A 25,833-nucleotide genomic window follows, 5' to 3' on the forward strand; every position below is an offset into this window, starting at 1 on the left:
CAGGCAACTCAGAAATGCCGCTGACGTGTCCGCATTAACTTAAACCAACCAGCCTCCACGATTCCCGGTGCGGTTCAAATGAGCGATGATTGGCTTAGCGGAGTAAACACTGGCTTTAACCGCATGCGGGACGCTGTGAGTAACGATCGAGTTCTGAGTGCAGATATTCAGAATGCACTCAATAGCAATCGTGTCGAGAAATGGCTGGTTCATACTGATCCTTACGGAAACGTCACCGTAGGAATTTTGGACAAGAATGGGAAATTCGTAATTCAGCCCGACTCAAAAATTATTGGACATTGACATGACTAGAGATTCCTTGGCCCCTCGCTCTTATTGGGATAAATGGATTGAATATTCTCATAACAGAATCGCGGATATGCTGGCCCGGTGCAAGGAACCCTCGGCGAATCCAGGATATCGGCCACAATATGTATTTGAATTGGCCCTGAATCACCTTGAATTGATTCTGAATCGATATTCCCGTGGTGACTCTGTTACTGTCTTATCGCAGTATCTTCCGGGTCTTCTTGATGCGTGGGAAGAATCCGTAAAGCTTGGTGAAAGTGTGTTTACGGATGAGAAAAAGGCGTTGCGTCGAAGCTGGGCAAGGAACCTCGATTTTTACATCATTAGCTTCTGGTTGGTCAGTTTTGCTTTGACATTGAAAATTCCTGATGATCAATGGCGGCGGTTGATAAACTTGATCGGAAATGAAGGCGAAGACGTGCTACTGGATCGCGTAATCGCCAGCCGTGACCACGATCGCAAAATCGGCGCCGAGTTGCGACATCCGAAGCCGTACAAACGCTTGCTCGATGCGGTGAACGCATCGGCGTCTGACCAGCCGAGGATGCTTCGATCTTTTGTTGAGAACTGGTATCGGGAGCTGGATCGACCGGATAAAAAGGGGGGCGTGCCTGCAATATATGCAAAACCATACTGGTACGGTTTCGATGAAAACATTGATGGTGGTGCGTATTTCGGATTTTGGTGCGTCGAAGCGGCTGGAACTGTCAAAGCGCTGAATCTTGACGACAGCCTGTGTGCTGGTCTAAAGCACTATCCATGGGACCTTGTTCATGGTGACCAACCGAACATGGATGTAGAGCATTCGCCCGACGACTCGTCGACTGAAGGATCGTCACCGTCGCAGAAGCGTGGCTTCTTTCAACGGCTATTTCGAAAATAGGCACAGACCAATACGAGCGGAATCGGGGATGAATCTCGCAATGAAAGTAACCAAACGCCTTGTCGCGTTGCCGATTACCGCTTTGGTATTGTAGTGGTCTAATGAATCCGGACACTGATTTAGGCGAGAATGGTCGCCATGAAGAGGTGTCTGATGAGCAAGCAACGACGTACGTTTTCCCCGGAGTTCAAACAGCAAGCCGCCTGTCTGGTGCTCGACCAGGGTTATAGCCATATGGAAGCAAGCCGCTCGGTCGGCGTCGGCGAGACGGTGCTGCGCCGCTGGGTGCAGCAACTTCAGATGGAACGCCAGGGCGTCACGCCGCAGGGCAAGGCAATCACGCCGGATCAACAGCGTATTCAGGAACTCGAGGCGCGTATCGAACGCCTCGAGCGTGAGAAGGCCATTTTAAAAAAGGCTACCGCGCTCTTGATGTCGGAAGGCATCGAACGTACGAAGTAATTGATCAGATTGGCGCAAGCGAATCGGTCGAGCTGATCTGCGCGGTATTCGACGTGTCGCGGTCCTGCCTGTATGCCCACCGAGGGCGAGCCCGACGTGTTGATGCCGAGCGAATGGCACTGCGTAGCCGGGTACACGAGCTGTTCATCGAGAGTCGAAGCTCAGCCGGCAGTCGCAGCATCATGGGCATGATGCGCGAGGAAGGTACGGCGATTGGCCGCTTCAAGGTCAGCCGCTTGATGGAAGAGCTGGGGTTGATCTGCAAGCAGCCGGGTCGCCATGCCTACAAGCAGGCCACGGTCGAGCGGATCGATATCCCGAACCATCTCAATCGCGAATTCGAGGTTGGTACGCCGAATCAGGTGTGGTGTGGTGTGGTGACATCACGTATGTCTGGGCGCAGGGACGTTGGCATTATCTGGCCGTAGTACTCGACCTGTTCACGCGTCGGGTTGTTGGCTGGGCGTTCTCGACACGCCCTGATGCCGATCTGGTCGTGCAGGCGTTGGAGATGGCCTATGAGCAACGTGGTCGACCGCAAGGCTTGCTGTTTCACTCGGATCAAGGCGGCCAATATGCAAGCCGGAAATTCCGTCAGCGCCTCTGGCGCTATCGGATACAGCAGAGCATGAGCCGTCGAGGAAATTGTTGGGATAACTCCCCGATGGAGAGGCTGTTCCGCAGCTTCAAGACCGAATGGCTACCGTCAGTGGGCTACATGTCGGCGCAGGAGGCACACCGGGACATCAGCCACTACCTGATGCACCGGTACAACTGGATACGGCCGCATCAGTTCAATGACGGACTGGCGCCGGCGGTTGCGGAAGAAAAACTTAACGCAGTGTCCGGGATTAGTTGACCACTACAACATGGTTGGACATGGGTTTGGGAGCGATTCATCCCCTCACCTAAGATGGGGGCGGCTATCGGTATTCAGGTTGCCGAAACATACCGAGGCATCAATTGTCAGACACGGGAGACGACCGAATGGCTCCATCGCTATCGGCGCGCTGACGGGACATTTATCCGAGAAGGGGAAGCGAATACGGATTGGGACTTGCACAAGATGCCGGCAATAGGAGGTCCCTACGCACGGGAAGTCGAGATCGTGTGTCCGCGTATCCAGGGCGAGACCGTGCGTTATCAAGCATTCGACGTTGGTAGCGGTATCCGGCTAAGCGTCCCGAGCACCTGGACGGTCATATCAGAAGCTCAGAAGGATCAAATGCACACTGAGTTGAAGAGGTACATCGGGAACGAAGTAGATGCTGATAACGCGGCCCCGCTCCTGTTTCAGGCGGTCAGTGGTCCTGGATGGGAAGTGGAAGCCATAACGATCAACGTGAAAACCCCTGCTTCATTCAAACCGAGTGACATCCGCCGCGTTGCCGCGCAACTTCCGCGAGCGCTATCCGGTGAGATCGAGAAGAACATGCGGGAACTGCTGCAGCGCGTGGGCAGTCGACTGACGAGATTCGAAGGAACCAAGATACAAGAATTCAGTGGCCATCCCGCAGCGATCAGTTCATACGAGTACGCCAGGGGCTCTAGCCGCAAACGCGGTCGACTGACGATTGTTTTCACGGATACGTCCGAGATTACGATCACGCAAAGTACTCCCGTCGAGCGCGGCGACGAAGCCATCGTTCGCATGGACCGGATTCGCGATTCGATTCTGGTTCCGTAGTCGGATCTGCTCATTCGCCAAGTCGGGCGGCTTGGGGCAGTGGTCGAAGCTTTGCCCTACTGGCCGCTTGCGAAGAAATTGGAAGACTGCTCTGGGGTCGGGCTGCGACTGACCCTAGCCTCAGAGCTCACCTCATCGAGGACTCGCCAACGTGCCACCACCACGCCAGCGACGGAACGACTGGCAGTGCTGCTGCCCCCCCTTTCGCGACGTCGGTAAAACCGTCATGCTCATAGGCTTTACCGCTGTCCCTAAAGGTATCCCGGAAGATATGGCGTAGCGTAGTCTGGCACCAGTAGAGTCCGCCGCCAGCGTAGTCAATCAATGCATCCAGGTAGCTGGCCAATGCCGGATCGCTGGTCCCTGCAAGCACTTCCAGTCGCAGTTCAATGAACCGCCTGACGATCTGCTCGTAATGCCGATTGGACAGCACAAGCGCTTCCTCCTTGTCGCATCGATACGTATTGCGGACCACGTCGATCATGTTGTGGTCATCATATGCCCGGTGCGCTTCCTTGAAGTACGAGTAGACTTCGCCGCCCCAGTTGACGATCATGTTAGCCATTTCGGATAACGCACGAACGCGGCGATCGGCTAGCATTCGTATGCTCACTGGAATCTGGCGGACGATTGGAATCAGCCCGATATAGGCAAAACCGCCGCCGCATTGCAGACGCAGATTGGCGCCATCGCTCAACGACGGTTTGACACCACGGGCAATGTTGCTGGCTTTAACCACTTCCAGCAAATACCAGCCCTTGACTGCGTCCACCCACTGATAGATCAACTCCGGCGGCCCGAAGTGCTCCAGACGAATCCGGATGTCACGAAACGCGAGCGCGTAGTTGTCGTTTGGATCCTCGATGTACTCGGGTGCCTCGATGGCCCGATGGATTCGCGACACGGCTTGCACTAGCGTTTCCGGATCGTTGCGCGTCGGCCCTTCGTCGCAATAGTAATCGTCGAAGGCAAATACGACCATCGACCAGTCGGCTGCAATCTGCGCGAGTTCCAGCGGCCCCGAAGGATACAGCAAGCCAGTCAGGCCGCCACCTACGCGACCGATCTCCAGACGGTCACGCTGTTCGCGGTCTTCATACAAGCTGAAACGGTCCATAAACGCGACGGACCCGACATGTACCTCTTCGATGCGCGGATGAGAATTGACGGAGAATGGCCAGTATATGGCGGGGACTTTGTCGATGTCAGAAGCAATATTCATGATGAAGACCATCCTCACTACTTGTTGGTGACTAGAGTGGAAATACCGCGCTCCTCAGGCTCCTCTGGCAGGTGTGTTGTTCTCCCGAGTACGATTGATGTTGCTCGATCGTTGACGGCAAGCTCGGCGACCGGGTAGAACTGCTTGCTCCATCGTCGAAGCGCAGCGACGGAGGTTTCACCCGCGACGAGTTTGGGGTGCTCGAGATATTGACGGTGATTCCAGATTTCGAAGTCGGCGCGGGCCACCCTTGCAAACCAACGATGGGCGGCGCCGGAAAGCGCTGCATAGATCACCGCGCGCAACGCAACCGGCAACGCATCGAGCCGCGGGATCCGCAACGCGTCACTCCACCTGAATTTCCAGCGCAATGGGGCGAGCGGCGTTGCGAAAGACTGCGTTCGGACTCGGACAGCCAGGTTGGGTATGTTGATTTCTCCTTCGGTATAGCCAAGGCCGTGGCTGGTGAAGCACATCGTCACCGCCACGCCGTGCCATCGCCCGCTGAGTTCGAATGTGATCCGGCAACCGTCGGCGTGATGCGTCACCGCTGTATCGGTAAAGCCGTGCAGCACTGGGAAATGTGCGACGTCCGCCGTGTTTTCGACCATGTCTTGCACGTAGCCAGTCGGTTCGGCACTACTACTGTGCGGGCGGGAAAAACCTTCGAAGCCGAATTCCGGCAACGCAAAATTCGGCGGCTGCCCACTACTGTCTCGCCACGTGAATACGGCGCCGTTGACCTCGCAGGTATGCTGGTGGCTCAACGCAGCAAATGGCGGCTTCTGGCCATTGCCGGTCCGTACGCAATGGCCGTCCGGCGCGAAGGCCAGGCCGTGAAACGGGCACACGATGTCTTCGCCGTCGATCCGGCCGCCATGACCAAGATGCGCTCCCAGGTGGGGGCAATAGGGTTCAGCGATGCACGCCCGACCCGATCGGGTCCGGTACACCAGCAATTCCTGTCCCGCAAAAGGAACCGTCAGCACAGCGCCTGGCTTCAGTTCGTCGCTCAGGCACACCGCAAACCATCCATTCGGGTAGGGAAGCGGTTGGCGCGTATCACCGGGATCAGGGGATCGATGTCGCGATTTCATGAGGTCTCCTGCGGCTAAAGGGGAATAGGGGACGCGTGGTACTTATGGCCGACGGACCACGATGCTATAAGTCGACACCTTGTTCTTGATCAGCGCGATCGACCAGTTCTCCGCGAGCACCCGCAATTCCTCGAGCGTGCCAGTTGTCCCATGCGGGAAGTGTTTCTCAATGTTTGCCTTCGAATCCATCAGCCAGCGCGCGACGTCGATGTTCGACGGCAGCACCCGCATGTCGTGCAGCGTGAAGCCCGCATCTGTAAGTACCTTTGCGAAGTACTCGGGCGTTTTGCGGTGCTTGCACGCGATTCGGTCGACTTCGTCCGGCGTATCGGACTGGTATTCGCTTAGGTCAATGTTGTACAGGTTGTCCGAAATCACTACCGAGCCGCCCGGACGTACGCGTGGATACAGCACCTTCATGGCTTTTTCGTACAACGCATTCGGAAAGTGCGAGATCACGCCGCGGATGATCACCAGGTCGTACGGCGTCGCGGCGTCGGGTAGCAGGTCGACGTCCTGCGCGTTGCATTGATATAGGTTGATCCTGCTTTCGAGGCCATGCTTCGCGTGCAATTGCGCGCAGTATTCGAGTTGCTCCTGGCTTACGTTGACGCCATCGAGCCGGGCGCAATCCGCGAAGCGGTCCGCGAGATACTTCAGGATGTAGCCCCAGCCGCAGCCGATGTCGAGGATGCGTCCGACAGGCGGATGGTCATGCTCGTCGAATCCTGCGAGACGCAATTGCCGCTCGAAGTATCGGATGCCCGACTCGTCCAGAGAAATCGGCGGCGTCGAGCGCGGGTCGTCGTAGACACCGAATTGGAACAGCAGGTACTCGCCGATTGCCTTGCGCCAGTCCGCCGGGTCGCCTTCGTAGGTTGTTTCGATCTTGCGCTGATACTCGCTAACCGTTTCGCCACAAAGCCGGTGAACGGGTAACTTCCGGAGGCTGCCGCGCACATGGGCATCCGCCATCGTCCGTTCGCTGATCTGGTCCATATCGCATCTCCGTGCAGGTCAACCATCGTCGAATGACAAGACACATCGCTGGCCGCCCGACAAATACGGCCCGTTTAAAGAGAAATTAAATCCCCCGCCGCAGAAAATATTTCCGCAGCGCACGAAATGACGCGAGGATTAAAGTTGCCGAACTGTCAGGTGAGTCGGGCCATGTTTCTACCCCGTTTAATAATTGAAGAAAGCGTACCAATTTTTCGTTGGTATTTCGATATTCGGAGCGATAGCTAATCGCCGCTGCGCTACATCACGACTGCCTCGTGCATTTCAATTCGCAATTTCGTGAACGAAGTGCCACGATGTTCAAAATTCAGTCGCATGAGAACTGGTTATAAGAGACCAGATTGGATTTTTCAAGATTGCGAAACGCAAGGCGCAATAAGCAAAAGACTCTCAATCGCCCATCGGTCTGGTTTATGAAAGGATTCGGTTGAGCCGGTACCCGGACGGGTTCTGGACGAGGTTCGTGCACTCCTCATCGACAGCGTGGCCCGCACGAGCGGTCATCTGTCGTCCAATCTCGGCAGCGTGGAATTAGTGATCGCGTTGCACTACGTGTTCGACGCACCGCACGACACGCTTTGTGTGGGATGTCGGTCATCCGTCGTATGACTGACCCTGAACCAGAATTAGTCCCGGTCGGAAGTGGAGATTTCCGGCTTGGTTGAGTTGTCAGGCGAAGTGGATTTCCTTGCCTGACGGGCGAATTCGGCGGGTGTCATCCACTGCAATGCGGAGTGGGGACGAACCTCGTTATAGTACGTGCGCCAGTCGTCGATTTTGCTCTGCGCGTCAGCCAATGACAAGAACCAATGCGCGTTCAGACATTCCTGACGGAAGCGCCCGTTGAAGCTTTCGACCTTGGCGTTGTCAGTGGGCGTGCCCGGCCGGCTGAAATCCAGTTCAACGCCATGTTCATACGCCCACCGGTCCATTGCCTTCGAGATGAACTCGCTGCCATTGTCGACCTTGATCGTGGCGGGGTGCCCGCGCATGGCAGTAATACGCGTCAGCGCTTCGACCACATGCTCCCCCTTCAGACTTTGTCCGACCTCGATGGCAAGACATTCCCGTGTGTAGTTGTCGACGACGGTCAGAGTACGAAGGCGTCGCCCATCGAACAGTGCATCTGCAACGAAATCCATGCTCCAGATTTCGTTGATCGCGGTCACGATGTGCTTGGGCTGTCGCAGCCGAGCCGATTTGTTACGCCGTGGCCGCTTATGCCGCAGTGACAGGCCCTCCGCTCGATACAGCCTGTAGACGCGCTTGCAGTTATCTCGCCAGCCTTCCCGTCGCAGGACCACGTGAACGCGTCGATACCCGTAGTGCACGCGCGTGGCGGTGATTTCCTTGATACGCATGAGCAGCGCCGACGAATCGCGCGCAACCGACTGATACCGATACAGCGAGCGCGACATGCCAAACAACGCGCAGGTCTTCGTCAGGCTGGTTCGATAGCGATCACGCAATTCATCGATCAACATGCGCCGACGGGAAGGCTTCAGAGCTTTTTTGCGAGTACGTCCTGCAGCATGGCCTTGTCCAGGCTCAGGTCCGCCACGAGCCGCTTCAACTTCGTGTTTTCCTCTTCGAGCTGGCGCAAGCGGCGCAACTCAGAAGGCCCCAGCCCTCCGAACTTCTTCTTCCAGTTGTAGAACGTCGCTTCGCTGATCCCGAGCTTGCGACAGATCTCTTCGACCTTCGTCCCCAGCTCCGCCTGCTTCAGTGCAAATGCGATCTGCTCTTCCGGAAACTTGCTCGTCTTCATGGCATGGCCTTCGTGTCCGCGTGGACACATCATGCCGAATTTCTCTACTTTTGAACCGGACTATTTCTTGGGTCAGGGTCAAGGGTCAAACACACCCCATCACTCCACCGTCACCGATTTCGCCAGGTTCCTCGGCTTGTCGATATCCGCACCGCGCAAACACGCCGCGTGATACGCAAGCAACTGCAACGGCACCACATGCAGGATCGGCGACAACAGCCCGTAATAATCCGGCATCCTCAACACTGACACGCCTTCGCTATTATCGATCCGCGTATCTGCATCGGCGAACACATAAAGCTGCCCGCCGCGCGCTCTCACTTCCTGCATGTTCGACTTCAGCTTCTCGAGCAGCGCATCGTTCGGCGCGATAGTCGCGACGGGCATGGTATGGGTCACGAGTGCCAGCGGCCCGTGCTTCAGCTCGCCCGCTGGATACGCTTCCGCGTGGATATACGAGATCTCCTTCAGCTTCAGCGCGCCTTCGAGCGCGATCGGGTAATGCAGCCCGCGCCCGAGAAACAGCGCATTCTCGTGCTGCGCAAATTCCGCCGCCCAGCGCTCGATCTGCGGCTCCAGCCCGAGTACGTCGTCGAGCGCGTCGGGCAGCCGCCGCAGCTGCATCGTATAGCGCGCGAGCTGCGCGTCGTCGACATAACCTCGCAGCCGCCCGAGCGTCACGGCGAGGATGAACAGCGCGACGAGCTGCGTCGTGAACGCCTTGGTCGACGCGACGCCGATTTCCGGGCCGGCCCGCGTCAGGAACCGCAGGCCGGTCTGACGCATCATCGCGCTGGTCGGCACGTTGCAGATCGCCAGCGTGTCGATATGGCCGAGCGCTTGCGCGTACTTGAGCGCGGCGAGCGTGTCGGCGGTCTCGCCGGATTGCGACACGCTCACCACCAACGTGTTCGGCGTGGCGAGCGCGTCGCTGTAACGGTATTCGCTCGCGATTTCGACCTGCGCGGGCACGCGCGCGATCGTTTCGAGCCAGCGGCGCGCGGTCAGGCCGGAATAGTGACTCGTGCCGCACGCGAGAATCAGCACGTTGTCGATCTGCCCGAACGCCCGCGCGGCGTCAGGGCCGAATACGGCGGGATCGAACAGCCCCGCATCCGGGATGGTCGCGGCCACGGCCTGCGGTTGCTCGAAAATCTCCTTCTGCATGAAGTGCCGGTACGGCCCGAGTTCGACCACGCCTTGCACGGAGGAGACGGTCTGTATCGCGCGCTCGACCGGCGCGCCGCTGCGATCGAGCACGCGCACGCCGCCTGCTGTCAACTCGACGACGTCGCCTTCCTCGAGAAAGATGAAGCGGTCGGTGATGCCGGCGAGCGCGAGCGCGTCGGACGCGAGAAAGCATTCGCCGTCCTTCACGCCGACGACGAGCGGGGAGCCGGCCCGCGCACCGATCAGCCGCTGCGGCTCGTGTTTGCTGAACACGGCAATCGCATAGGCGCCGTGAAGCTGCGACGTCGCATCGCGCACGGCGGCGAGCAGGTCGCCGCGATATTTACTGTGGATCAGGTGAGCGACGACCTCGGTGTCGGTCTGGCCGTCGAACTCGTAGTGCTCGTCTGAAAGTTGCTTGCGCAACGTTTCGTGGTTCTCGATGATGCCGTTGTGCACGAGCGCGATTTCGTCGCGCGAGAAGATCGGATGCGCGTTGCAGGTTGCCGGTGCGCCATGCGTTGCCCAGCGGGTGTGCGCGATGCCGGTGCTGCCGGTCAGGCCGGTGCTGCGCACGTGCGCGTCGAGATCGGCGACGCGCGACACGCTGCGTTCGCGGCGCGCCTGGCCGTCGACGACCGTTGCGACGCCGCATGAATCGTAGCCGCGATATTCGAGGCGACGCAAACCTTCAATCAGAATCGGGACGATGTCCCGTTGCGCGACCGCGCCGACGATGCCACACATTACACGTCTCCTTCCAATTTGATCGTCATGGACCGCGTACACCCTTGCATCAGCGCGACGCGGTTGCCGTTGGCGTTGCCGTCGCCGTCGTGAATCCGCATTGAGCGGGTGTGACGGGCTCGGCCGTCCTGCTTTCGAATGCCAGATATAGCGACTCCTCCAATACGTTCCAGTGTGCGCCGTGGCGGTACGGGCCGGATCGCGTATGCCAGCAGGCGACCGTGCTCCGGTCGTTCATCTTGAACGCGACCAGCGCGATCAAGCCCCATGGATAATCGGTGCCGGCGAGTTGCTGCCACGTCCTGCCGTACTTCTTCATCCATTGCGCGTAGATCATCTCGCTCGATTGTTCGGGAACCTGAATATCTGAAAGGAGCGGGAAGATCTGTGCGACTTTCGCCGGATAAAAGCTCGTACCGCCGATTCGCTGCGTGCTTGCGCGAAAACCGGATTGCGTGCCGAGCCAGAACACCTTCAGGATCGCCGACGCGAGCTGGTCGGCGCGCTGGCTCCACGGGCCCGCGTGCATGTAGTCGGCGCGCCGGACGTAGTACGCCGCGAGCGCCCGGAACGCGCTGTGTACCTCGACGTTGTCCATCAGCAGCGCGACGTGCAGCGACGACGAGATCTGATAGACGCCGGCAGGCTTGTCGAGCAGGGTGTCCAGATGCGCGCCTGCGCGGCTCAGGCTGAGTGCCCATGCGGCAGGCATGCCGTCGGGCGGTGCGAAACGAGCGAGCAGTTCGATCCAGGTCGCCATCATCGCGTCGTCGGCATCCGCTTCGGCGCATGGGCTGTACTGGCCGTTCTTCACACAGTAGCGATCGAAGCCGCCGTCCAGACGCTGGCGCGGCAACAGCCAGGCGATCCATGCGAGTGCGGCCTGATGCGCGTCGAGTCGCGCATCGGAGGCGGCGAGCAGCGCCTTCGCCGCGAAATAAGGATCGATGCCGGCACCGTTCAGGCGCACGGTGATCGCTCCGTCGGGGCGCTGGTACAGCCCGTTGAGCAGGAGTTCGGCGGCGTTCGCGTGCAGCGCGAAGCCGCACGCGGCGACACAGCAGGCGACGCGCCACAGGCGGCGCAGCCGGGCGGCAGCTGCCACGCATGCGCGTACAGCCGGGAAAAGCGCGGGCCGGTTCATGATCGGGGGCTCCTGCGCGGTGGTCCTTCGCAATCGTCGCCGGGTGCGGCGTTGGCCGCGTCGCGCCTGGCGAGCGTGTCGACGTTGTGGCTCAGTACACCCTGGTGCTGGTGAACGTGAGGCTGGTGCCGCTATTTGCGCTAACGAGCCGGTTCGTCGCATGAGCGCTTGAAGGCGGCCCGCGGATCGCGCGGATGTCGACGGGAAACGACGGCAGGTTCGTCGCGCAGGGGCGGCTGTCGTTCGCCCCGGGCGGACGCGTCGCGTCGCCTCCCGGCTTCGGTGCTTCGGCGCCTCCGTCTGTCCGCTGTCGTGCGAGTACTTCGGGACACACCTGTCCGGTATTAAGCAAGGCGTGAGCCATCGGCCGCGATGCACCGCGCAGCAAGGGGCGGGAGGGCAAGCTGCGAATGCGGACCGGGCGGCGGCGGCGGGTTTTGATTCACCGACGAATCAGCTTGTGCGCAAGCGGTGCGACCGCTCGCGGTCGACGTTGCGGCCTGCGAGCGTCATGCGGCGTGCGATTCGTCTGCCGAACCGGTGCCGCCTTGCCGGATGCGGCTTTGCGCGGTCGGCGCATCATGCGCCATTCGCTGCGTATGCATGGGCCGGGAAGCAGGGGCACTGCCCGCTGCCGCGAGCGCCGGATGGACCGGATTCAGATGTACCCGCCGGTTCCGGATTTGCGTTACACATTCGCAACATTTCCCTCCCGCCGACTCAGGCGGCGCGAACGACGCTGCATGTCGGGAAATCCTCCGTTCATGACCGTGGCCGAGCGGTGGATTGCTCGCCGCGCACTGCACAGACAAAGGTTGCGAATCGAGGCAACGCAAAGCGTTTCGAAGGATGCGTGAGGCACGGGGCGCAATGGGCGCTCGACATGAATTCGTTATTTAGCGGACGACGTCGCCGGATGGATCGTGCGACCGACCGGGTGTTTACCCATGCCGCGCTCGCCGGGCGATGCGACGCTCGTAGCAATTGTGAAACATTCCGCACGTGCGGCATGTGCGCGGCGTGCGCCGAGCGAACCGGACCCGGCCGCAGGGCGGTTGGTTTGAATATTGCTGTAGTGGTAGTGACGTGACGCACGGCCCAGCGAGGAACGACTCATGACGTGACCGATCAAGTGCAACGGGACGCCGGTAGTACGACGATTCGCGTGGCGGAGACCGCGCGGACAGGACGGCGCGCTCGCCCCGCGACATCGCTACGCGTTGATCGCGTGCGAGTCCGGGAGGCGCCGCCTGAATACATGCTTCGCGCCACGAGCAGGGTCATTCGGCGCGAAGCGGCTAAACGAGGATAACGATGAAAAAGATCTTGCTTGTGTTCGGGACTCGGCCGGAGGCCATCAAGATGGCGCCGCTGGTGCGCGCGCTGAAGGCGCAAACGGATGTCGACGTCAAGGTATGCGTGACCGCGCAGCATCGGGAAATGCTCGATCAGGTGCTGACGTTGTTCGACATCAAGCCCGACTACGATCTCGACCTGATGCGTCAAAGTCAGACGCTGACCGACGTGACGACCGGTATTCTTCAGGCGATCGGCGTGGTCTTCGACGAATTGCGCCCGGATGTCGTGCTGGTGCACGGCGATACGACGACCACACTCGCGGTCAGTCTCGCGGCGTTCTACCGCTACCTGCCGGTCGGGCACGTGGAGGCCGGTTTGCGCAGCGGGGACATCTGGTCGCCGTGGCCGGAGGAACTGAATCGCCGTGTGACCGACGCGGTATCGTCGTGGCATTTCGCGCCGACCGGGAAGGCACGCGACAACCTGCTCAGCGAGGGCGTGCCGGGGGGCGCGGTCGTGCTGACCGGCAACACCGTGATCGATGCGCTGCACGAGGTCAAGCGCATGCTGGACCACAACGCGGAGCTGACGGAAAAGGTTGCCGCGAGTTTTCCGTTCCTCGAACCGTCGCGTCGTGTCGTGCTGATCACCGGCCATCGCCGCGAGAGCTTCGGCGAGCCGTTCCGGCATTTCTGCGAGGCGTTGTGCACGCTCGCGAACCGCTATCGCGATGCGCAGTTCGTCTATCCGCTGCATATGAACCCGAACGTGCGGGAGCCGGCGCGCGCGCTGCTCGGCGGCGTGCCGAACATTTACCTGATCGAGCCGCAGGAATATCTGTCGTTCGTATTCCTGATGTCACGCGCGCATTTCATCATCACCGATTCGGGCGGGATTCAGGAGGAAGGGCCGGCGCTGGGCAAGCCGGTGCTTGTCACGCGCGACACGACCGAGCGGCCCGAAGCGATCCAGGCCGGCACCGCGCGGCTCGTCGGCACCAATCAGGAGCGGATCGTCTGGGAGGCGTCGCGGTTGTTCGACAACGAGAGAGCATACGAGGAAATGTCGCGTGCGAGCAATCCGTATGGCGACGGGCATGCGAGCGAGCGGATCGTTCACGCGCTGATGCGTACGCCGGGGGCGACCGCGAAGACGACGAGTTTTTCGATGGGTGCCGCGGAAATGCCGTATAACGCGCTTACGCTGGGGTTACAGGCGTTGAGGTCGCGATGAACGTGATCGGGCGGTAGAGTCCGAACCGTTCGATGCGGTCGTGCGAAGGTCCGGTCCGGCCGGGAGGCCGGCCGGACCTTTGCATTTGCGCGATTTCGCGATCGACAATTTCCTGTTTCTCGGCCTGTTGATCGCGCTGGGCGGCGTGCGAGAACGAGAAAGAAACGCCTTCCGCCGCGCATCGCGACGCTGATACACAAGTAACCTGCGACGTCACCGACAGGCATGACCCGTCGCAACATTCCTTTCCCGTCTGAACTTCCTTTCCCGATTGCCTAAAACTCTCGAATCGCCTCGATCCGACGGCAAATTCGAAATGGTTCGATAATGCGATCGGCGATCCATGCGGACGAGCGGTTGACCGGGATGTCATCGAAAGGTTGCGAAGGCAACCGGACGACAGCCTCGTTTGCGGCATCGGCCCGATCGTGTCTGCAGGCGACACGATCCACGAAACGGCGCCACGCCTGCCTGGTTGTTCGGAATGTGCGCCGCGCCGTTCGAATCCCCACTCGATGCCTGTCCGACGCGGGCGTCGCAACCAGGAGGTGAACGATGATCACGCTGACCGTCAACGGTAGCGAACAGCATTTCGACGGCAATCCCGACATGCCGTTGCTCTGGTACCTGCGCGATGTCCTCGGCGAAACCGGCACCAAGTTCGGCTGCGGCATGGCGCTGTGCGGCGCGTGCACCGTGCATCTCGACGGCGTCGCGATCCGTTCGTGCATCACGCCCGTCGCGGCCGCTTCCGGCAAGCGCGTGACGACGATCGAGGGACTGTCGACGGACCTGACGCATCCGCTGCAGCAGGCATGGCAGGAACTGAACGTCGCGCAATGCGGCTACTGCCAGTCCGGGCAGATCATGCAGGCCGCGTCGCTGCTGAAGACGAATCCGCACCCGAGCGACGCCGACATCGACGATGCGATGTCCGGCAACATCTGCCGCTGCGGCACCTATACGCGCATCCGCGCGGCAATCCGGCTGGCCGTGCGCCGCGGAGGTGCCGCATGAGCGCACCCGAACTCTCCGTCCACAACGAAAGCCGCCGCGCGCTGCTGCTCGGCTTCGCATCCGGCGGGCTGCTGCTCGCGTTCGGCGTGCCGTCGCTCGCGCGCGCGGCCGTGCCGGTGCAGCCGCCCGTCAGCGCGAATCCGCAATACGGCGGCGCCGGGATGCCGCACGGGCTGCGCGACGATCCGCACCTGTTCGTTGCGATCGCAACGGACGGCACCGTCACCGTGACCTGCATCCGCTCCGAGATGGGGCAGGGCGTGCGCACGAGCGTCGCGCTCGTGGTGGCCGATGAACTCGGTGCGGACTGGGCGCGCGTGAAGGTCGCGCAGGCAGTCGGCGACGAGCCGCGCTACGGCAACCAGAACACCGATGGCTCGCGCAGCCTGCGGCAGAGCTTCGCCGCGCTGCGCCGCGCGGGTGCGGCCGCGCGCACGATGCTCGAGCAGGCTGCCGCGACGGCGTGGGGCGTCGATGCACGCCAGGTCAAGGTGACGGTGCACGAAGTCGTCGACACGAAGAGCGGGCGCAAGCTCGGCTTCGGCGAGCTCGCGGCGAAAGCGGCCGCGCTGCCGGTACCGGATCCCGCCACCGTGACGCTGAGGGCGCCGGCCGAATTCCGCTATATCGGCAAGGGCAAAACCGCATTGATCGACGGCCGCGACATCGTCGGCGGCCGTGCGCACTACGGGATCGACACGCGGCTCGATGGCATGCTGTATGCGGTCGTTGCGCGACCGCCGGCCTATGGCGATACGGTGGCGTCGTTCGACGCATCGGCCGCCGAGAAGCTGCCGGGCGTCGTCAAGGTCGTGCAGCTCGCGTCGACGGCGCTGCCGTCCGGCTTCCAGCCCCTCGGCGGCGTAGCCGTCGTCGCGCGCGACACGTGGACGGCCATCCAGGCGCGTGCGCAATTGAAGATCGACTGGAAGCACGGGCCCAACGCGAACTACGATTCGGCCGCGTATCGCAAGACGCTCGAAGCGGCCGCCGCGCAGCCGGGCGACGTGATCCGCAGCGACGGCGACGCGGCCACGGCGCTCGCCGGCGCCGCGAAACGCGTGCGCGCGACGTACTACATCCCGCATCTCGCGCACGCGACGATGGAGCCGCCCGCGGCCGTCGCACGCGTGGCGGACGGCCGCTGCGAAGTATGGGCCTGCACGCAGGCGCCGCAGACCACGCGCGACGAGATCGCGAAGGCGCTCGGGCTGCCGACGGAGCACGTGACGGTCAACGTGACGCTGCTCGGCGGCGGTTTCGGCCGCAAGTCGAAACCGGACTACGTGGTGGAGGCGGCGCTGCTGTCGAAGGCGGTCGGCGCGCCGGTCAAGCTGACGTTCACGCGCGAGGACGACATCGCGCACGACTATTTCCACGCGGTGTCGCTCGAAGCGTTCGACGGCGGGATCGATGCGTCGGGGAAAGTGGTCGCGTGGCAGCATCGCACGGTCGCGCCGTCGATCCAGTCGACCTTCAGGGCCGGCGTCGTGCACGAGCAGCCTGGCGAACTCGCGCAAGGGATCGCGGATCTGCCGTTCGCGATTCCGAACGTGCGGATCGAGAATCCGGCCGCGCAAGCGCACACGCGGATCGGCTGGTTCCGCTCGGTCTACAACATCCCGCATGCGTTCGGAGTCCAGAGCTTCGTGTCGGAGCTTGCACACGCGGCCGGCCGCGACCCGAAGGATTTCCTGCTCGAGCTGATCGGGCCCGCACGGCGTTTCGAGCCGCACATCACGGTGAAGAACGTGAACTACGGCGAGGATCCCGCGCTGTATCCGATCGACACCGGGCGGCTGCGGCGCGTGGTCGAGACGGTCGCGCGCGAAGCCGGCTGGGGACGCAAGCTGCCGAAGGGGCACGGGCTCGGGATCGCCGCGCATCGCAGCTTCGTGTCGTACACGGCCGCGGTGTGCGAGGTGCAGGTCGGTGCGGACGGCAAGATCTCGGTGCCGCGCGTCGACATCGCGATCGACTGCGGGCCGCAGGTCAATCCGGAACGCGTGCGCTCGCAGCTCGAGGGGGCGGTGGTGATGGGGCTCGGCATTGCGCTGCACGGCGAGATCACGTTCAAGGACGGCCATCCTGAACAGAGCAACTTCAACGGCTTCCAGGTGCTGAGAATGAACGAGGCGCCGCGCGAAATCCGCGTGCATCTCGTCGCGCCGGACGACTTTGCGACGCCGCTCGGCGGCGTCGGCGAGCCGGGCCTGCCGCCCGTCGCGCCGGCGCTGACCAACGCGATCTTCGCGGCGACGGGCACGCGCATCCGCAGCCTGCCCGTCGCCGATCAGCTCGCGAAGCCGCAGGCGGGTTGACGCAATACCCTCGAGCCGGGCCGCATCGTGCGGCCCGGCTCGCATCAATCCCTGAAATCCCTGAACGAGGCGTGTCGACGTGGCCTCATCCGACGTCAGCCTGAAGCAGGCGGTGTCTCCCGTCGCATGGGATGCACGGGCCAACCCGGCGGCGGCCTGTCGCGTTACCGCGATGTTCGGCTGGGACGATCTGATGTTCACCCACATTTCCGCACACGTGCCCGTCGTTGTTGTTTGCGAACGACCGTGCTAAATTCCTGCCAGCACTTGCAATTACGGATCCATTCATTCGGCTGACAAGGCCGGCACCCTGGGAGACGGCACGATGAGCCTGTTGATGTCGCGACGCGATCTCGCGTTCCTGTTGTACGACTGGCTCGATGCCGAATCGCTCGTCGCGCTGCCGCGTTATGCGGAGCACAGCCGCGAGACCTTCGATGCGGTGCTCGATACCAGCGAGCGGATCGCCGCGGATCTGTTCGCGCCGCACGCAGCGCGCGGCGACCGCGAGGAGCCGCAGTTCGACGGCGAGCGCGTGACGCTGATCCCGGAAGTCGAACCGGCCGTGCGAGCGTTCGCGGACGCCGGGCTGATTGCAGCGGGCCACGACGAAGCGCTCGGCGGCATGCGGTTGCCGAAGCTGGTCGAAGCCGCATCGTTCCTGTTCTTCCAGGCCGCGAACATCGCGACAGCCGCCTATCCGTTCCTGACCGTCGCCAACGCGAATCTGCTCGTCGCGCACGGCAGTGCCGCGCAGATCGACGCGTTCGCGCGCCCGGAACTGGAAGGGCGCTTCCTCGGCACGATGTGCCTGTCCGAACCGCAAGCCGGTTCGTCACTGTCCGACATCGCGACGCGCGCGGATTTCGAACGCGATTCGCCGCTGGGCCCGCGCTACCGGCTGAACGGCAACAAGATGTGGATCTCCGGCGGCGAACACGAGCTGGCGGAGAACATCGTCCACCTCGTGCTCGCGAAGATTCCCGACGAACACGGCCGCTTGCAGCCCGGCACGCGCGGCATCTCGCTGTTCGTCGTGCCGAAGTATCTGTCGGGAACCGACGGCGGCGCACCGGGCGAACGCAACGACGTCGTGCTCGCCGGCCTGAACCACAAGATGGGCTATCGCGGCACGTCCAACTGCCTGCTGAACTTCGGCGAAGGTACGCGCTATCGTCCGCAAGGGCGTGCGGGCGCGATCGGCTATCTGGTCGGCAAGCCGAACCATGGCCTCGCATACATGTTCCACATGATGAACGAGGCGCGCATCGGTGTCGGTGCGGGTGCGGTGGCGCTCGGCTACACGGGTTATCTGCACGCGCTCGACTACGCGCGCAACCGGCCGCAGGGGCGTCCGCTCGGGCCGGCCGGCAAGGATGCGGCCGCGCCGCAGGCGCCGATCGTCGCGCATCCGGACGTGCGGCGCATGCTGCTCGCGCAGAAGGCCTATGTCGAAGGCGGCCTCGCGCTGATCCTTTACTGCGCGAAGCTGGTCGACGAAGGGCGCGCGCATGAAGATGCGGCGGTGCGCGCGAATGCCACGCGCCTGCTCGACATCCTGACGCCGATCGCGAAAAGCTGGCCGTCGCAGTGGTGTCTTGCCGCGAACGATCTCGCGATCCAGGTGCACGGCGGCTACGGTTATACGCGCGACTATGTGGTCGAGCGCCTCTATCGCGACAATCGCCTCAATCCGATTCACGAAGGCACGCACGGGATCCAGGCACTCGACCTGCTGGGCCGCAAGGTCGCGCAGGACGACGGTGCATTGCTGCGCGCGCTCGACGCGCGCATCCGCGCAACCGTCGAACGCGCGCGGGCGCTGGATGCCGGTACACGCGAGCAGGCAGATGCGCTGGCGCAGCGCTGGGCGCGGCTGTGCGAGCTCACGCAGCAGTTGGGCGCGATCGGCGATCCGCAGAAGCGGCTCGCGAATGCGAGCGTCTATCTCGAAGCGTTCGGCCATCTCGTCGTCGCATGGCTGTGGCTCGACGTGACGCTCGCCGCGCACGGGCATGACGGCGATTTCCACGACGGCAAGCGTGCGGCGGCCCGTTATTTTTTCCGCTGGGAACTGCCGAAGGTGGATGCGCAGCTCGATCTGCTGTCGAGCGTCGACACGACGACGCTCGACATGCACGACGCGTGGTTCTGAATGGTGCCGTGTCGACATTCCGGAATGCTGACGATGTGGCGGATGCCGGTTCAGCCGGCCGCCGCGTATTCGTCGTGAGCCGGCCGTGCGGGCGTATCCCGCAAACCGTACCGATGCCCGGCCGCGCCGCGCAAGGAGATAGAAGAGCATGAAAGCCCTGTTGTGTACCGCATTCGGCCCGATCGACCGCTTGCGCATCGAGGACGTCGCGATTCCCGAGCCGGCCGCGGGACAGGTCCGGATTCAGGTGAAGGCGGCGTCGCTCAATTTCCCCGACGCGCTGATCGTCCAGGGCTTGTATCAGGTGAAGCCGGCGCTGCCGTTCTCGCCGGGCGCCGAGTTCGCCGGCGTGATCGATGCGGTCGGCGAAGGCGTGACCGCGTGGCGGCCCGGCGATTCCGTGGTCGCGTTCACCGGGCACGGCGGGTTCGCGGAGCAGTGCGTGGCCGACGTGCACCAGATCGCCGCGCTGCCGCCGGGCATGTCGTTCGAGCAGGGCGCGGCGCTCGTGCTCGCGTACGGCACGTCGCTGCACGCATTGCAGCAGCGCGCGCGCCTGCAACAGGGCGAGACACTGCTGGTGCTGGGCGCGGCGGGTGGCGTCGGGCTCGCCGCGATCGAGATCGCGAAGGCGCTCGGTGCGCGCGTGATCGCGGCGGCGTCGAGTGCGGACAAGCTGGCGCTGTGCCGCGCAGCGGGCGCCGACGAGACGATCGACTACTCGACCGAAGACCTGCGCCGCCGCGTCGACGAGCTGACCGGCGGGCGCGGTGCCGATGTCGTCTACGATCCGGTGGGCGGCGCATACAGCGAGGCGGCGTTGCGCGCGACCGCGTGGCACGGCCGGTTCCTCGTGGTCGGTTTCGCGGCCGGCGAGATCCCGAAGATCGCACTGAATCTGGCGCTGCTCAAGGAGCGCGACATTCTCGGCGTGTTCTGGGGCGATGCGGTGCGCCGCGACCCGGCGCAGCATGTCGCGAACATGCGCCTGCTTGCCGAATGGTTCGCGGCCGGCAAGGTGCGGCCGGCGATCACCGAGCACGTGTCGCTGGCCGGCGCGGCCGACGCGATCGCGCGGATGGCGAACCGGCAGGTGAAGGGCAAGGTGGTGATCCTGCCGGACGCAGGCCCAGGCTGACAAAACCCTGACGAAGCAAATTGATATATTGTATCATCTGACGTTTTCGTCGTCGGCCGGCCGTGCCGGGCAACCCGGCCGGCGACGACACCACACGAAGATCGATACGACGTGACGAAATCCAGAAACAACCCGGCGCGCGGGGAGCGGCACCATGCCGCGTCGCGCCGGAACACCGGCGCCTGGCGCGCACGCGCGGCGCGCGGCTGCACGACCCTGCTGGGTTGCGCGATGGCGTCGTCCGGCGCATTGGCTGCCGAAGCGGCAGCGCCCGTACCTGACGACCGGCACGCGTTGCCGGCGATCAGTGTCACCGCGCGCCCGGCGCCGGCCGACCCGTTGACGCAGCCGCTCGAAACGGGCTCGCGGCTCGGGCTGGCGAGCCTCGATACGCCCGCGAGCGTCGAGACGGTCACGGCCGACACGATCGAAGCGCGTGGCGATCGCACGGTGCTCGATGCGGTCACGCGCACGGCAGGGTTCGCGAGCGCGATGGCGCCCGGCAATGGCGGCACCGCGTTGAGCGTGCGCGGCTTCAGCGGCCAGGAATCGGTGATGACGCTGCTCGACGGCGTGCGGCTGATGCCGGCCGCCGGCACGATCACGTTTCCGTTCGATACGTGGTCGGTCGAGCGCATCGAAGTGTTGCGCGGCCCGGCGTCGGTGCTGTACGGCGAAGGGGCGATCGGCGGCGTCGTGAACGTCGTGCCGAAGCGGCCGCAGCGCACGCGCGAGACGACGCTGCAGGTCGGCGCCGGCCCCGACGGCGCGAAGCGCATCGCGTTCGATACGACGGGTGCGCTCGGCCCGCGGCTGTCGTACCGCTTCTACGCGAGCGATGCACGCGCCACCGGTCTCGCCGAGCGGGCCGATACGCATACGACGGCGGTCGGTGGCGCGCTGAAGTTCGACGTGAGTCCGCAACTCACGCTGACGCTCGACTACGACTACGGCCGCCAGATGCCGGCGACGTACTATGGCGTGCCCGCGCCGAACGGCGTGCTCGATCCGTCGCTGCGCAAGCTCAACTACAACGTCGGCGATGCGACGATCGCGTACTACGACCAGTGGACACGCCTGTCGGCCCGCTACCGGCCCACGGCCGGCGTGACGATCGACAACCAGCTTTACTACCTGACGTCGAACCGCCACTGGCGCAACGCCGAATCGTACGCGCTCGACCCTGCGACCGGGCTCGTGACGCGCGGCGACTATCTCGACATCGGCCACCATCAGCGGCAGATCGGCGACCGGCTGAGCGCGCGTTTCGACGGCACGCTGTTCGGCCGCGCGAACCGCTTCGTCATCGGCACGGAGTTCAGCCAGATCACGTTCGACGGCACCAACAATTCGCCGTACGGCGGCGAATCGACGGTGGCCGCACACGGCTTCGATCCCGGCGTGTTCGCGAGCCCCGACCCGACGGTGCAGCAGTTCGGCACGCGTGCGCGGCAGGCCGCGGTATTCGCCGAGAACCGGCTCGACGTGCTGCCGCGGCTCGCGTGGGTGAGCGGCCTGCGTTATGACCACATCGCGTTCCGCCGCGAGCAGGCGGTGACCGGCGCGGGCTTCGACAAGCGCTTCGCGAACGTCGGCTGGCGCACGGGTTTCGTGTTCGAAGTCGCGCCGACACTCAGCGCGTATGCGCAGTACACGACCGGCGCAGAGGGCCTCGGCTCGCTCGTGACGCTGTCCGCGTCGCAGGCGAACTACCGGCTTGCGACCGGCGAACAGTGGGAAGCCGGCGTCAAGCAGACGCTGCTCGACGGCCGCGCGTACTGGACGTTTGCCGCGTACGACGTCACGAAGCGCAACCTGCTCAGCACCGATCCGGTCGATCCCGCGCTGCGCCGGCAGGTCGGCCGGCAATCGTCGCGCGGCATCGAGCTGACGGGCGGCGCGCGGCTGCCGCACGGCTGGACGATCGATGCGAACGTCGCGCTGCTGCGCGCGCGCTACGACGCGTTCAACCAGGCGGCTGGTGGTACCACGGTGTCGCGCGCCGGCAACGTGCCGTCCAATGTGCCGCAGCAGACGGCGAACCTGTGGCTCGGCTGGGCGTTCGCCGAGCGCTGGCAGGCGAATGCGGGCGTGCGCTACGTCGGTGCGACATACGGCGACGATGCGAACCGCCTGCAGGTGCCGTCGTACACGGTGTTCGATGCGTCGCTGCGCTGGCAGCCGACGTCGCGCACCGAGCTGGCGCTGTATCTGCGCAATCTCGCGAACCGCACATACGCGGTGACGACGTCGAACGGCGGCGAGCAATGGCTGCTCGGTCCGTCGCGCTCGGCGGAGCTCGTCGCGACGATGCGCTTCTAGTGCGGCGCGGCGAGCCTCCGGTGGCACACATGCTCGAAATCGACCGCGTGAGCTGGTCTCCCGGCGGCGCGATTGCCGTGCTCGATTCGGTGACGCTGAGCGTCGCCGCAGGCGAGTTCGTCGGACTGGTCGGCCCGAACGGCAGCGGCAAGACGAGCCTGCTGCGCTGCGTGTTCCGTTACGCGCGGCCGGATGCGGGCGCTGTCGCACTGGATGCGCAGGACGTGTGGCGCATGCGGCCGCGCGCGGTCGCGCAGCGGATCGCCGTGCTGCAGCAGGAGAGCCCGGACGATTTCGGGCTGACGGTCGACGAACTGGTCGACATGGGCCGCACGCCGCACAAGCGGCCGTTCGATGCGGAGTCGGCCGACGATCGCCGGATCGTCGAATCCGCGTTGCACGACGTCGGCCTCGCCGAGCGCCGTGCGCAACGCTTCGCGTCTCTATCGGGCGGCGAGAAGCAGCGCGCGCTGCTGGCCCGTGCGCTCGCGCAGCAACCGGAACTGCTGCTGCTCGACGAACCGACCAACCATCTCGACCTGCGTCACCAGCTCGAACTGCTCGCGCGCGTGCGGCGCCTCGGCATCGCGACGCTCGCGACGATTCACGATCTCAATCTCGCGGCCGCGTATTGCGACCGACTCCATGTGCTCGCACACGGCCGGATCGTCGCGTCCGGCGCGCCGGACGACGTGCTGACCGAAGCGCTGCTGCGCGACGTGTTCGGCGTCGCCGCGCTCGTCGATCGGCATCCCGTCACGGGCCGGCCGCGCATCACGCCGTTTCATCCGGAATGACCGTCATGCCATTACCTTCGTTATCCTTCGTATCCCGCCGATTGGTCGCCGCTGCCGTGCTCGGCGCCGCTGCCGTTCACGCGGGCGCTTATCCCGTCACCGTGCGCAGCTGCAATCGCGATGTGACGTTCGAGCACGCGCCGACGCGCGCGGTGAGCAACGACGTAAACCTGACGGAGATGATGCTCGTACTCGGCCTGAAAGACCGACTCGTCGGTTATACGGGCATCGGCGGCTGGAAGACAGGTACCGCGCGCGTGCGCGACGCATTGCGCGGCGTGCCCGAACTGGCGAGCCAGTATCCGTCGCTCGAGGTGCTGGCCGCCGCGCGCGCCGACTTCTATCTCGCGGGCTGGAACTACGGAATGCATGTCGGCGGCCAGGTGACGCCCGCGACGCTCGCACCGTTCGGCATTCGCACGTATGAACTCACCGAATCGTGCTCGCACGTGATGAAGCAATCAGCCGCGTCGTTCGACGACGTGTTCCGAGACCTGAACAATCTCGGCCGGATCTTCGGCGTCGACGCGCGCGCCGCGCAGGTCGTCGCCGCGATGCGCGCACGTCTCGCGGCGGTGTCGCGCGCGATCGGGCGCCCGGCGCCGCTGCGTGCGTTCGTCTACGACAGCGGCACCGACAAGCCGATGACGGCGGGCGGACTCGCGATGCCGACCGCGCTGCTGGCGGCGGCGGGCGCGCGCAACGTGATGGACGACGTGCCGCGCAGCTGGACGCAGGTGAGTTGGGAGAGCGTGGTCGCGCGCGATCCGCAGGTCATCGTGATCGTCGACTATTCGGCGGTGACGGCCGCGCAGAAGCAGCAGTTCCTGCTGAGCCAGCCGGCGCTCGCGCGCGTGGCCGCGATCCGTGAGCGGCGCTTCGTCGTGATTCCGTACGATGCGGCGACGCCGGGCCCCGAGAACGTCGCGGCCGTCGAGACGCTCGCGCGCGCGATGTATCCGGCCGCGTTCGCCGGCCCGGCACGATGAGCGCGGGCGAGCGTGTGTCGCGGCCCCGCATGCGGGTGGTGCTGCCGGCGCTGGCCGTGCTGCTGATCGTGTCGATCGTCGTATCGGCCGCGTTCGGTCCCGCGCCGATCGCGATGCCGGTCGCGGTGCGGATCGTCGCCGCGCATCTCGCGTCGGCGTTCGGCGCTGTCGGCGCGCTCGCGGCGGGCGCGGGCGACGACAGCATCGTGTGGCTGATCCGGATGCCGCGTGCGCTGCTGGCCGCGATCGTCGGCGCGACGCTGGCGGCGGTCGGTGTCGCGTTGCAGGCGGCGACCGCGAACCGCCTCGCCGATCCGCACCTGCTCGGCGTCAGCGCGGGCGCGATGTTCGGCGCCGTCGCGGTCACGGTGGTGGCCGGCGCGGCGTTCGGCCCGTTCACGCTGTCGGCCGCCGCCTTCGCGGGCGCGCTTGCGGCGACCGCGTGCGTCGTCGCGCTTGCTTACCGGCACGGCCGGCTCGAATCGGATCGCTTGCTGCTCGCGGGCGTATCGGTGTCGTTCATGATGGCCGCGTTCGGCAACCTGCTGCTGTACCTCGGCGATCAACGCGCCGCGTCGTCGGTGCTGTTCTGGATGCTCGGCGGCGTCGGGCTCGCGCGCTGGGATCTGCTGCCGGTGCCGGGCGTGTGCGCGGCACTCGCCGGCGGCGCGCTGTATGCGCGACGGCGCGAACTGAATGCGCTGATGTCGGGCGACGTCGCGGCGGCCGCGCTCGGCGTGCCGAGCGCGCGGATGCGGCGCGAGGTGTTTGTCGTCGCATCGTTCGCGACGGGCGCGATGGTCGCGGTGAGCGGCGCGATCGGCTTCGTCGGGCTCGTGACGCCGCATCTGTGCCGTCGCGTCGTCGGTGCCGAGCATGGCAGGCTGCTGCCGGTCGCCGCGCTGACGGGCGCGATCCTGCTCGTGTGGGCCGATGTCGCGGCTCGCACGCTCGCGGCGCCGGAGGATTTGCCGATCGGCATCGTGACCGCATTGTTCGGCAGCCTGTTCTTCGTCGCGCTGCTGCGCCGACGCTGAGCGGCAGCGCACGCAC

17 protein-coding genes and 2 pseudogenes are annotated in these 25,833 nt (G+C 64.0%); 13 read left to right on the forward strand and 6 right to left on the reverse strand.

Features of this window, described 5'->3' with window-relative positions:
- Positions 1–304: 304 nt before the first annotated feature.
- The 3 genes and pseudogenes from KVT39_RS24250 to KVT39_RS24260 all read left to right on the forward strand — a co-directional run bounded on the left by KVT39_RS24250 (position 305) and on the right by KVT39_RS24260 (position 3,341).
- Positions 305–1,192 carry a PoNe immunity protein domain-containing protein gene (locus KVT39_RS24250; protein ID WP_217590374.1) on the forward strand — a complete coding sequence of 296 codons (888 nt, stop codon included), beginning with the start codon at positions 305–307 and terminating at the stop codon, positions 1,190–1,192.
- Between the two features lie 153 nt (positions 1,193–1,345).
- Positions 1,346–2,513, forward strand: a pseudogene (locus KVT39_RS24255) (IS3 family transposase).
- A 198-nt stretch (positions 2,514–2,711) separates the two neighbouring features.
- Positions 2,712–3,341, forward strand: a complete 630-nt coding sequence (locus KVT39_RS24260; RefSeq protein WP_217590375.1) for a hypothetical protein — start codon at positions 2,712–2,714, stop codon at positions 3,339–3,341.
- 127 nt (positions 3,342–3,468) lie between these two features.
- On the opposite strand, the gene KVT39_RS24265 is transcribed toward KVT39_RS24260, so the two are convergent.
- Genes KVT39_RS24265 through KVT39_RS24275 form a run of 3 tightly spaced genes read right to left on the reverse strand, consistent with a single transcriptional unit; the run spans position 3,469 to position 6,659 of the window.
- Positions 3,469–4,563 carry a terpene cyclase gene (locus KVT39_RS24265; protein WP_131945665.1) on the reverse strand — a complete coding sequence of 365 codons (1,095 nt, stop codon included), beginning with the start codon at positions 4,561–4,563 and terminating at the stop codon, positions 3,469–3,471.
- A 17-nt stretch (positions 4,564–4,580) separates the two neighbouring features.
- Positions 4,581–5,660: a Rieske 2Fe-2S domain-containing protein gene (locus tag KVT39_RS24270; RefSeq protein ID WP_081938553.1), complete on the reverse strand. Its 1,080-nt coding sequence runs from the start codon at positions 5,658–5,660 to the stop codon at positions 4,581–4,583.
- Positions 5,661–5,702: 42 nt separating this feature from the next.
- The gene (locus tag KVT39_RS24275; protein WP_217590376.1) at positions 5,703–6,659 is read right to left on the reverse strand and encodes a cyclopropane-fatty-acyl-phospholipid synthase family protein; all 957 of its coding nucleotides are present in this window, start codon (positions 6,657–6,659) and stop codon (positions 5,703–5,705) included.
- A 465-nt stretch (positions 6,660–7,124) separates the two neighbouring features.
- On the opposite strand from KVT39_RS24275, the pseudogene KVT39_RS24280 reads away from it, so the two are divergent.
- A pseudogene (locus tag KVT39_RS24280) lies at positions 7,125–7,287 on the forward strand (1-deoxy-D-xylulose-5-phosphate synthase N-terminal domain-containing protein); the annotation flags it as partial.
- Between the two features lie 19 nt (positions 7,288–7,306).
- Here KVT39_RS24280 and KVT39_RS24285 read toward each other — a convergent pair.
- The 3 genes from KVT39_RS24285 to KVT39_RS24295 all read right to left on the reverse strand — a co-directional run bounded on the left by KVT39_RS24285 (position 7,307) and on the right by KVT39_RS24295 (position 11,509).
- A protein-coding gene (locus KVT39_RS24285) for an IS3 family transposase (RefSeq protein ID WP_217590377.1) occupies positions 7,307–8,448 on the reverse strand; the annotation gives its coding sequence in 2 pieces (ribosomal slippage) (positions 7,307–8,199 and positions 8,199–8,448; 1,143 coding nt in all).
- Positions 8,449–8,547: 99 nt separating this feature from the next.
- Entirely contained in the window at positions 8,548–10,365 is a 1,818-nt protein-coding gene (glmS, locus tag KVT39_RS24290) for a glutamine--fructose-6-phosphate transaminase (isomerizing) (RefSeq protein ID WP_034183303.1), read from the reverse strand.
- Between the two features lie 49 nt (positions 10,366–10,414).
- Entirely contained in the window at positions 10,415–11,509 is a 1,095-nt protein-coding gene (locus tag KVT39_RS24295; RefSeq protein ID WP_131947632.1) for a hypothetical protein, read from the reverse strand.
- Positions 11,510–12,823: 1,314 nt separating this feature from the next.
- Between KVT39_RS24295 and wecB the strand changes: the two genes are divergently transcribed.
- From wecB to KVT39_RS24340, 9 genes are all read left to right on the forward strand, one after another.
- On the forward strand, positions 12,824–14,041 hold the full coding sequence (gene wecB / locus KVT39_RS24300) for a non-hydrolyzing UDP-N-acetylglucosamine 2-epimerase (protein WP_105390643.1): 1,218 nt from the start codon (positions 12,824–12,826) through the stop codon (positions 14,039–14,041).
- Between the two features lie 555 nt (positions 14,042–14,596).
- Positions 14,597–15,058 carry a (2Fe-2S)-binding protein gene (locus tag KVT39_RS24305; protein WP_034183306.1) on the forward strand — a complete coding sequence of 154 codons (462 nt, stop codon included), beginning with the start codon at positions 14,597–14,599 and terminating at the stop codon, positions 15,056–15,058.
- Positions 15,055–17,379, forward strand: a complete 2,325-nt coding sequence (locus KVT39_RS24310) for a xanthine dehydrogenase family protein molybdopterin-binding subunit (RefSeq protein WP_217590378.1) — start codon at positions 15,055–15,057, stop codon at positions 17,377–17,379. Before KVT39_RS24305 ends, KVT39_RS24310 begins: the two co-directional genes overlap by 4 nt.
- A gap of 325 nt (positions 17,380–17,704) precedes the next feature.
- Positions 17,705–19,534 (forward strand): acyl-CoA dehydrogenase, encoded by a 1,830-nt coding sequence (locus KVT39_RS24315; protein ID WP_217590379.1) that lies wholly within the window; start codon positions 17,705–17,707, stop codon positions 19,532–19,534.
- 148 nt (positions 19,535–19,682) lie between these two features.
- Complete coding sequence (locus tag KVT39_RS24320) at positions 19,683–20,672, forward strand: NADPH:quinone oxidoreductase family protein (protein ID WP_217590380.1); 990 nt, start codon at positions 19,683–19,685, stop codon at positions 20,670–20,672.
- A gap of 231 nt (positions 20,673–20,903) precedes the next feature.
- The gene (locus tag KVT39_RS24325) at positions 20,904–22,994 is read left to right on the forward strand and encodes a TonB-dependent siderophore receptor (RefSeq protein ID WP_217590462.1); all 2,091 of its coding nucleotides are present in this window, start codon (positions 20,904–20,906) and stop codon (positions 22,992–22,994) included.
- Positions 22,995–23,023: 29 nt separating this feature from the next.
- The gene (locus KVT39_RS24330) at positions 23,024–23,791 is read left to right on the forward strand and encodes an ABC transporter ATP-binding protein (RefSeq protein WP_217590381.1); all 768 of its coding nucleotides are present in this window, start codon (positions 23,024–23,026) and stop codon (positions 23,789–23,791) included.
- Positions 23,788–24,780 (forward strand): ABC transporter substrate-binding protein, encoded by a 993-nt coding sequence (locus tag KVT39_RS24335; protein ID WP_217590382.1) that lies wholly within the window; start codon positions 23,788–23,790, stop codon positions 24,778–24,780. The genes KVT39_RS24330 and KVT39_RS24335 overlap by 4 nt, the downstream gene beginning before the upstream one ends.
- Positions 24,777–25,817 carry an iron ABC transporter permease gene (locus KVT39_RS24340; protein WP_217590383.1) on the forward strand — a complete coding sequence of 347 codons (1,041 nt, stop codon included), beginning with the start codon at positions 24,777–24,779 and terminating at the stop codon, positions 25,815–25,817. Before KVT39_RS24335 ends, KVT39_RS24340 begins: the two co-directional genes overlap by 4 nt.
- Positions 25,818–25,833 lie beyond the last annotated feature (16 nt).

Origin of the sequence: Burkholderia sp. GbtcB21 (assembly GCF_019091065.1) — a bacterium.
In the GTDB taxonomy this organism is placed as follows: domain Bacteria; phylum Pseudomonadota; class Gammaproteobacteria; order Burkholderiales; family Burkholderiaceae; genus Burkholderia; species Burkholderia pyrrocinia_C.

Excerpts from the sequence above, each read along its gene's own strand:
- KVT39_RS24315 (WP_217590379.1), top strand. The coding sequence starts at position 17,705 with ATGAGCCTGTTGATGTCGCGACGCGATCTCGCGTTCCTGTTGTACGAC.
- KVT39_RS24265 (WP_131945665.1), bottom strand. The coding sequence starts at position 4,563 with ATGAATATTGCTTCTGACATCGACAAAGTCCCCGCCATATACTGGCCA.
- KVT39_RS24335 (WP_217590382.1), top strand. The coding sequence starts at position 23,788 with ATGACCGTCATGCCATTACCTTCGTTATCCTTCGTATCCCGCCGATTG.
- KVT39_RS24325 (WP_217590462.1), top strand. The coding sequence starts at position 20,904 with ATGGCGTCGTCCGGCGCATTGGCTGCCGAAGCGGCAGCGCCCGTACCT.
- KVT39_RS24295 (WP_131947632.1), bottom strand. The coding sequence starts at position 11,509 with ATGAACCGGCCCGCGCTTTTCCCGGCTGTACGCGCATGCGTGGCAGCT.
- KVT39_RS24250 (WP_217590374.1), top strand. The coding sequence starts at position 305 with ATGACTAGAGATTCCTTGGCCCCTCGCTCTTATTGGGATAAATGGATT.
- wecB (WP_105390643.1), top strand. The coding sequence starts at position 12,824 with ATGAAAAAGATCTTGCTTGTGTTCGGGACTCGGCCGGAGGCCATCAAG.
- KVT39_RS24330 (WP_217590381.1), top strand. The coding sequence starts at position 23,024 with ATGCTCGAAATCGACCGCGTGAGCTGGTCTCCCGGCGGCGCGATTGCC.
- KVT39_RS24270 (WP_081938553.1), bottom strand. The coding sequence starts at position 5,660 with ATGAAATCGCGACATCGATCCCCTGATCCCGGTGATACGCGCCAACCG.
- KVT39_RS24340 (WP_217590383.1), top strand. The coding sequence starts at position 24,777 with ATGAGCGCGGGCGAGCGTGTGTCGCGGCCCCGCATGCGGGTGGTGCTG.
- KVT39_RS24320 (WP_217590380.1), top strand. The coding sequence starts at position 19,683 with ATGAAAGCCCTGTTGTGTACCGCATTCGGCCCGATCGACCGCTTGCGC.
- KVT39_RS24310 (WP_217590378.1), top strand. The coding sequence starts at position 15,055 with ATGAGCGCACCCGAACTCTCCGTCCACAACGAAAGCCGCCGCGCGCTG.
- KVT39_RS24305 (WP_034183306.1), top strand. The coding sequence starts at position 14,597 with ATGATCACGCTGACCGTCAACGGTAGCGAACAGCATTTCGACGGCAAT.
- KVT39_RS24275 (WP_217590376.1), bottom strand. The coding sequence starts at position 6,659 with ATGGACCAGATCAGCGAACGGACGATGGCGGATGCCCATGTGCGCGGC.
- glmS (WP_034183303.1), bottom strand. The coding sequence starts at position 10,365 with ATGTGTGGCATCGTCGGCGCGGTCGCGCAACGGGACATCGTCCCGATT.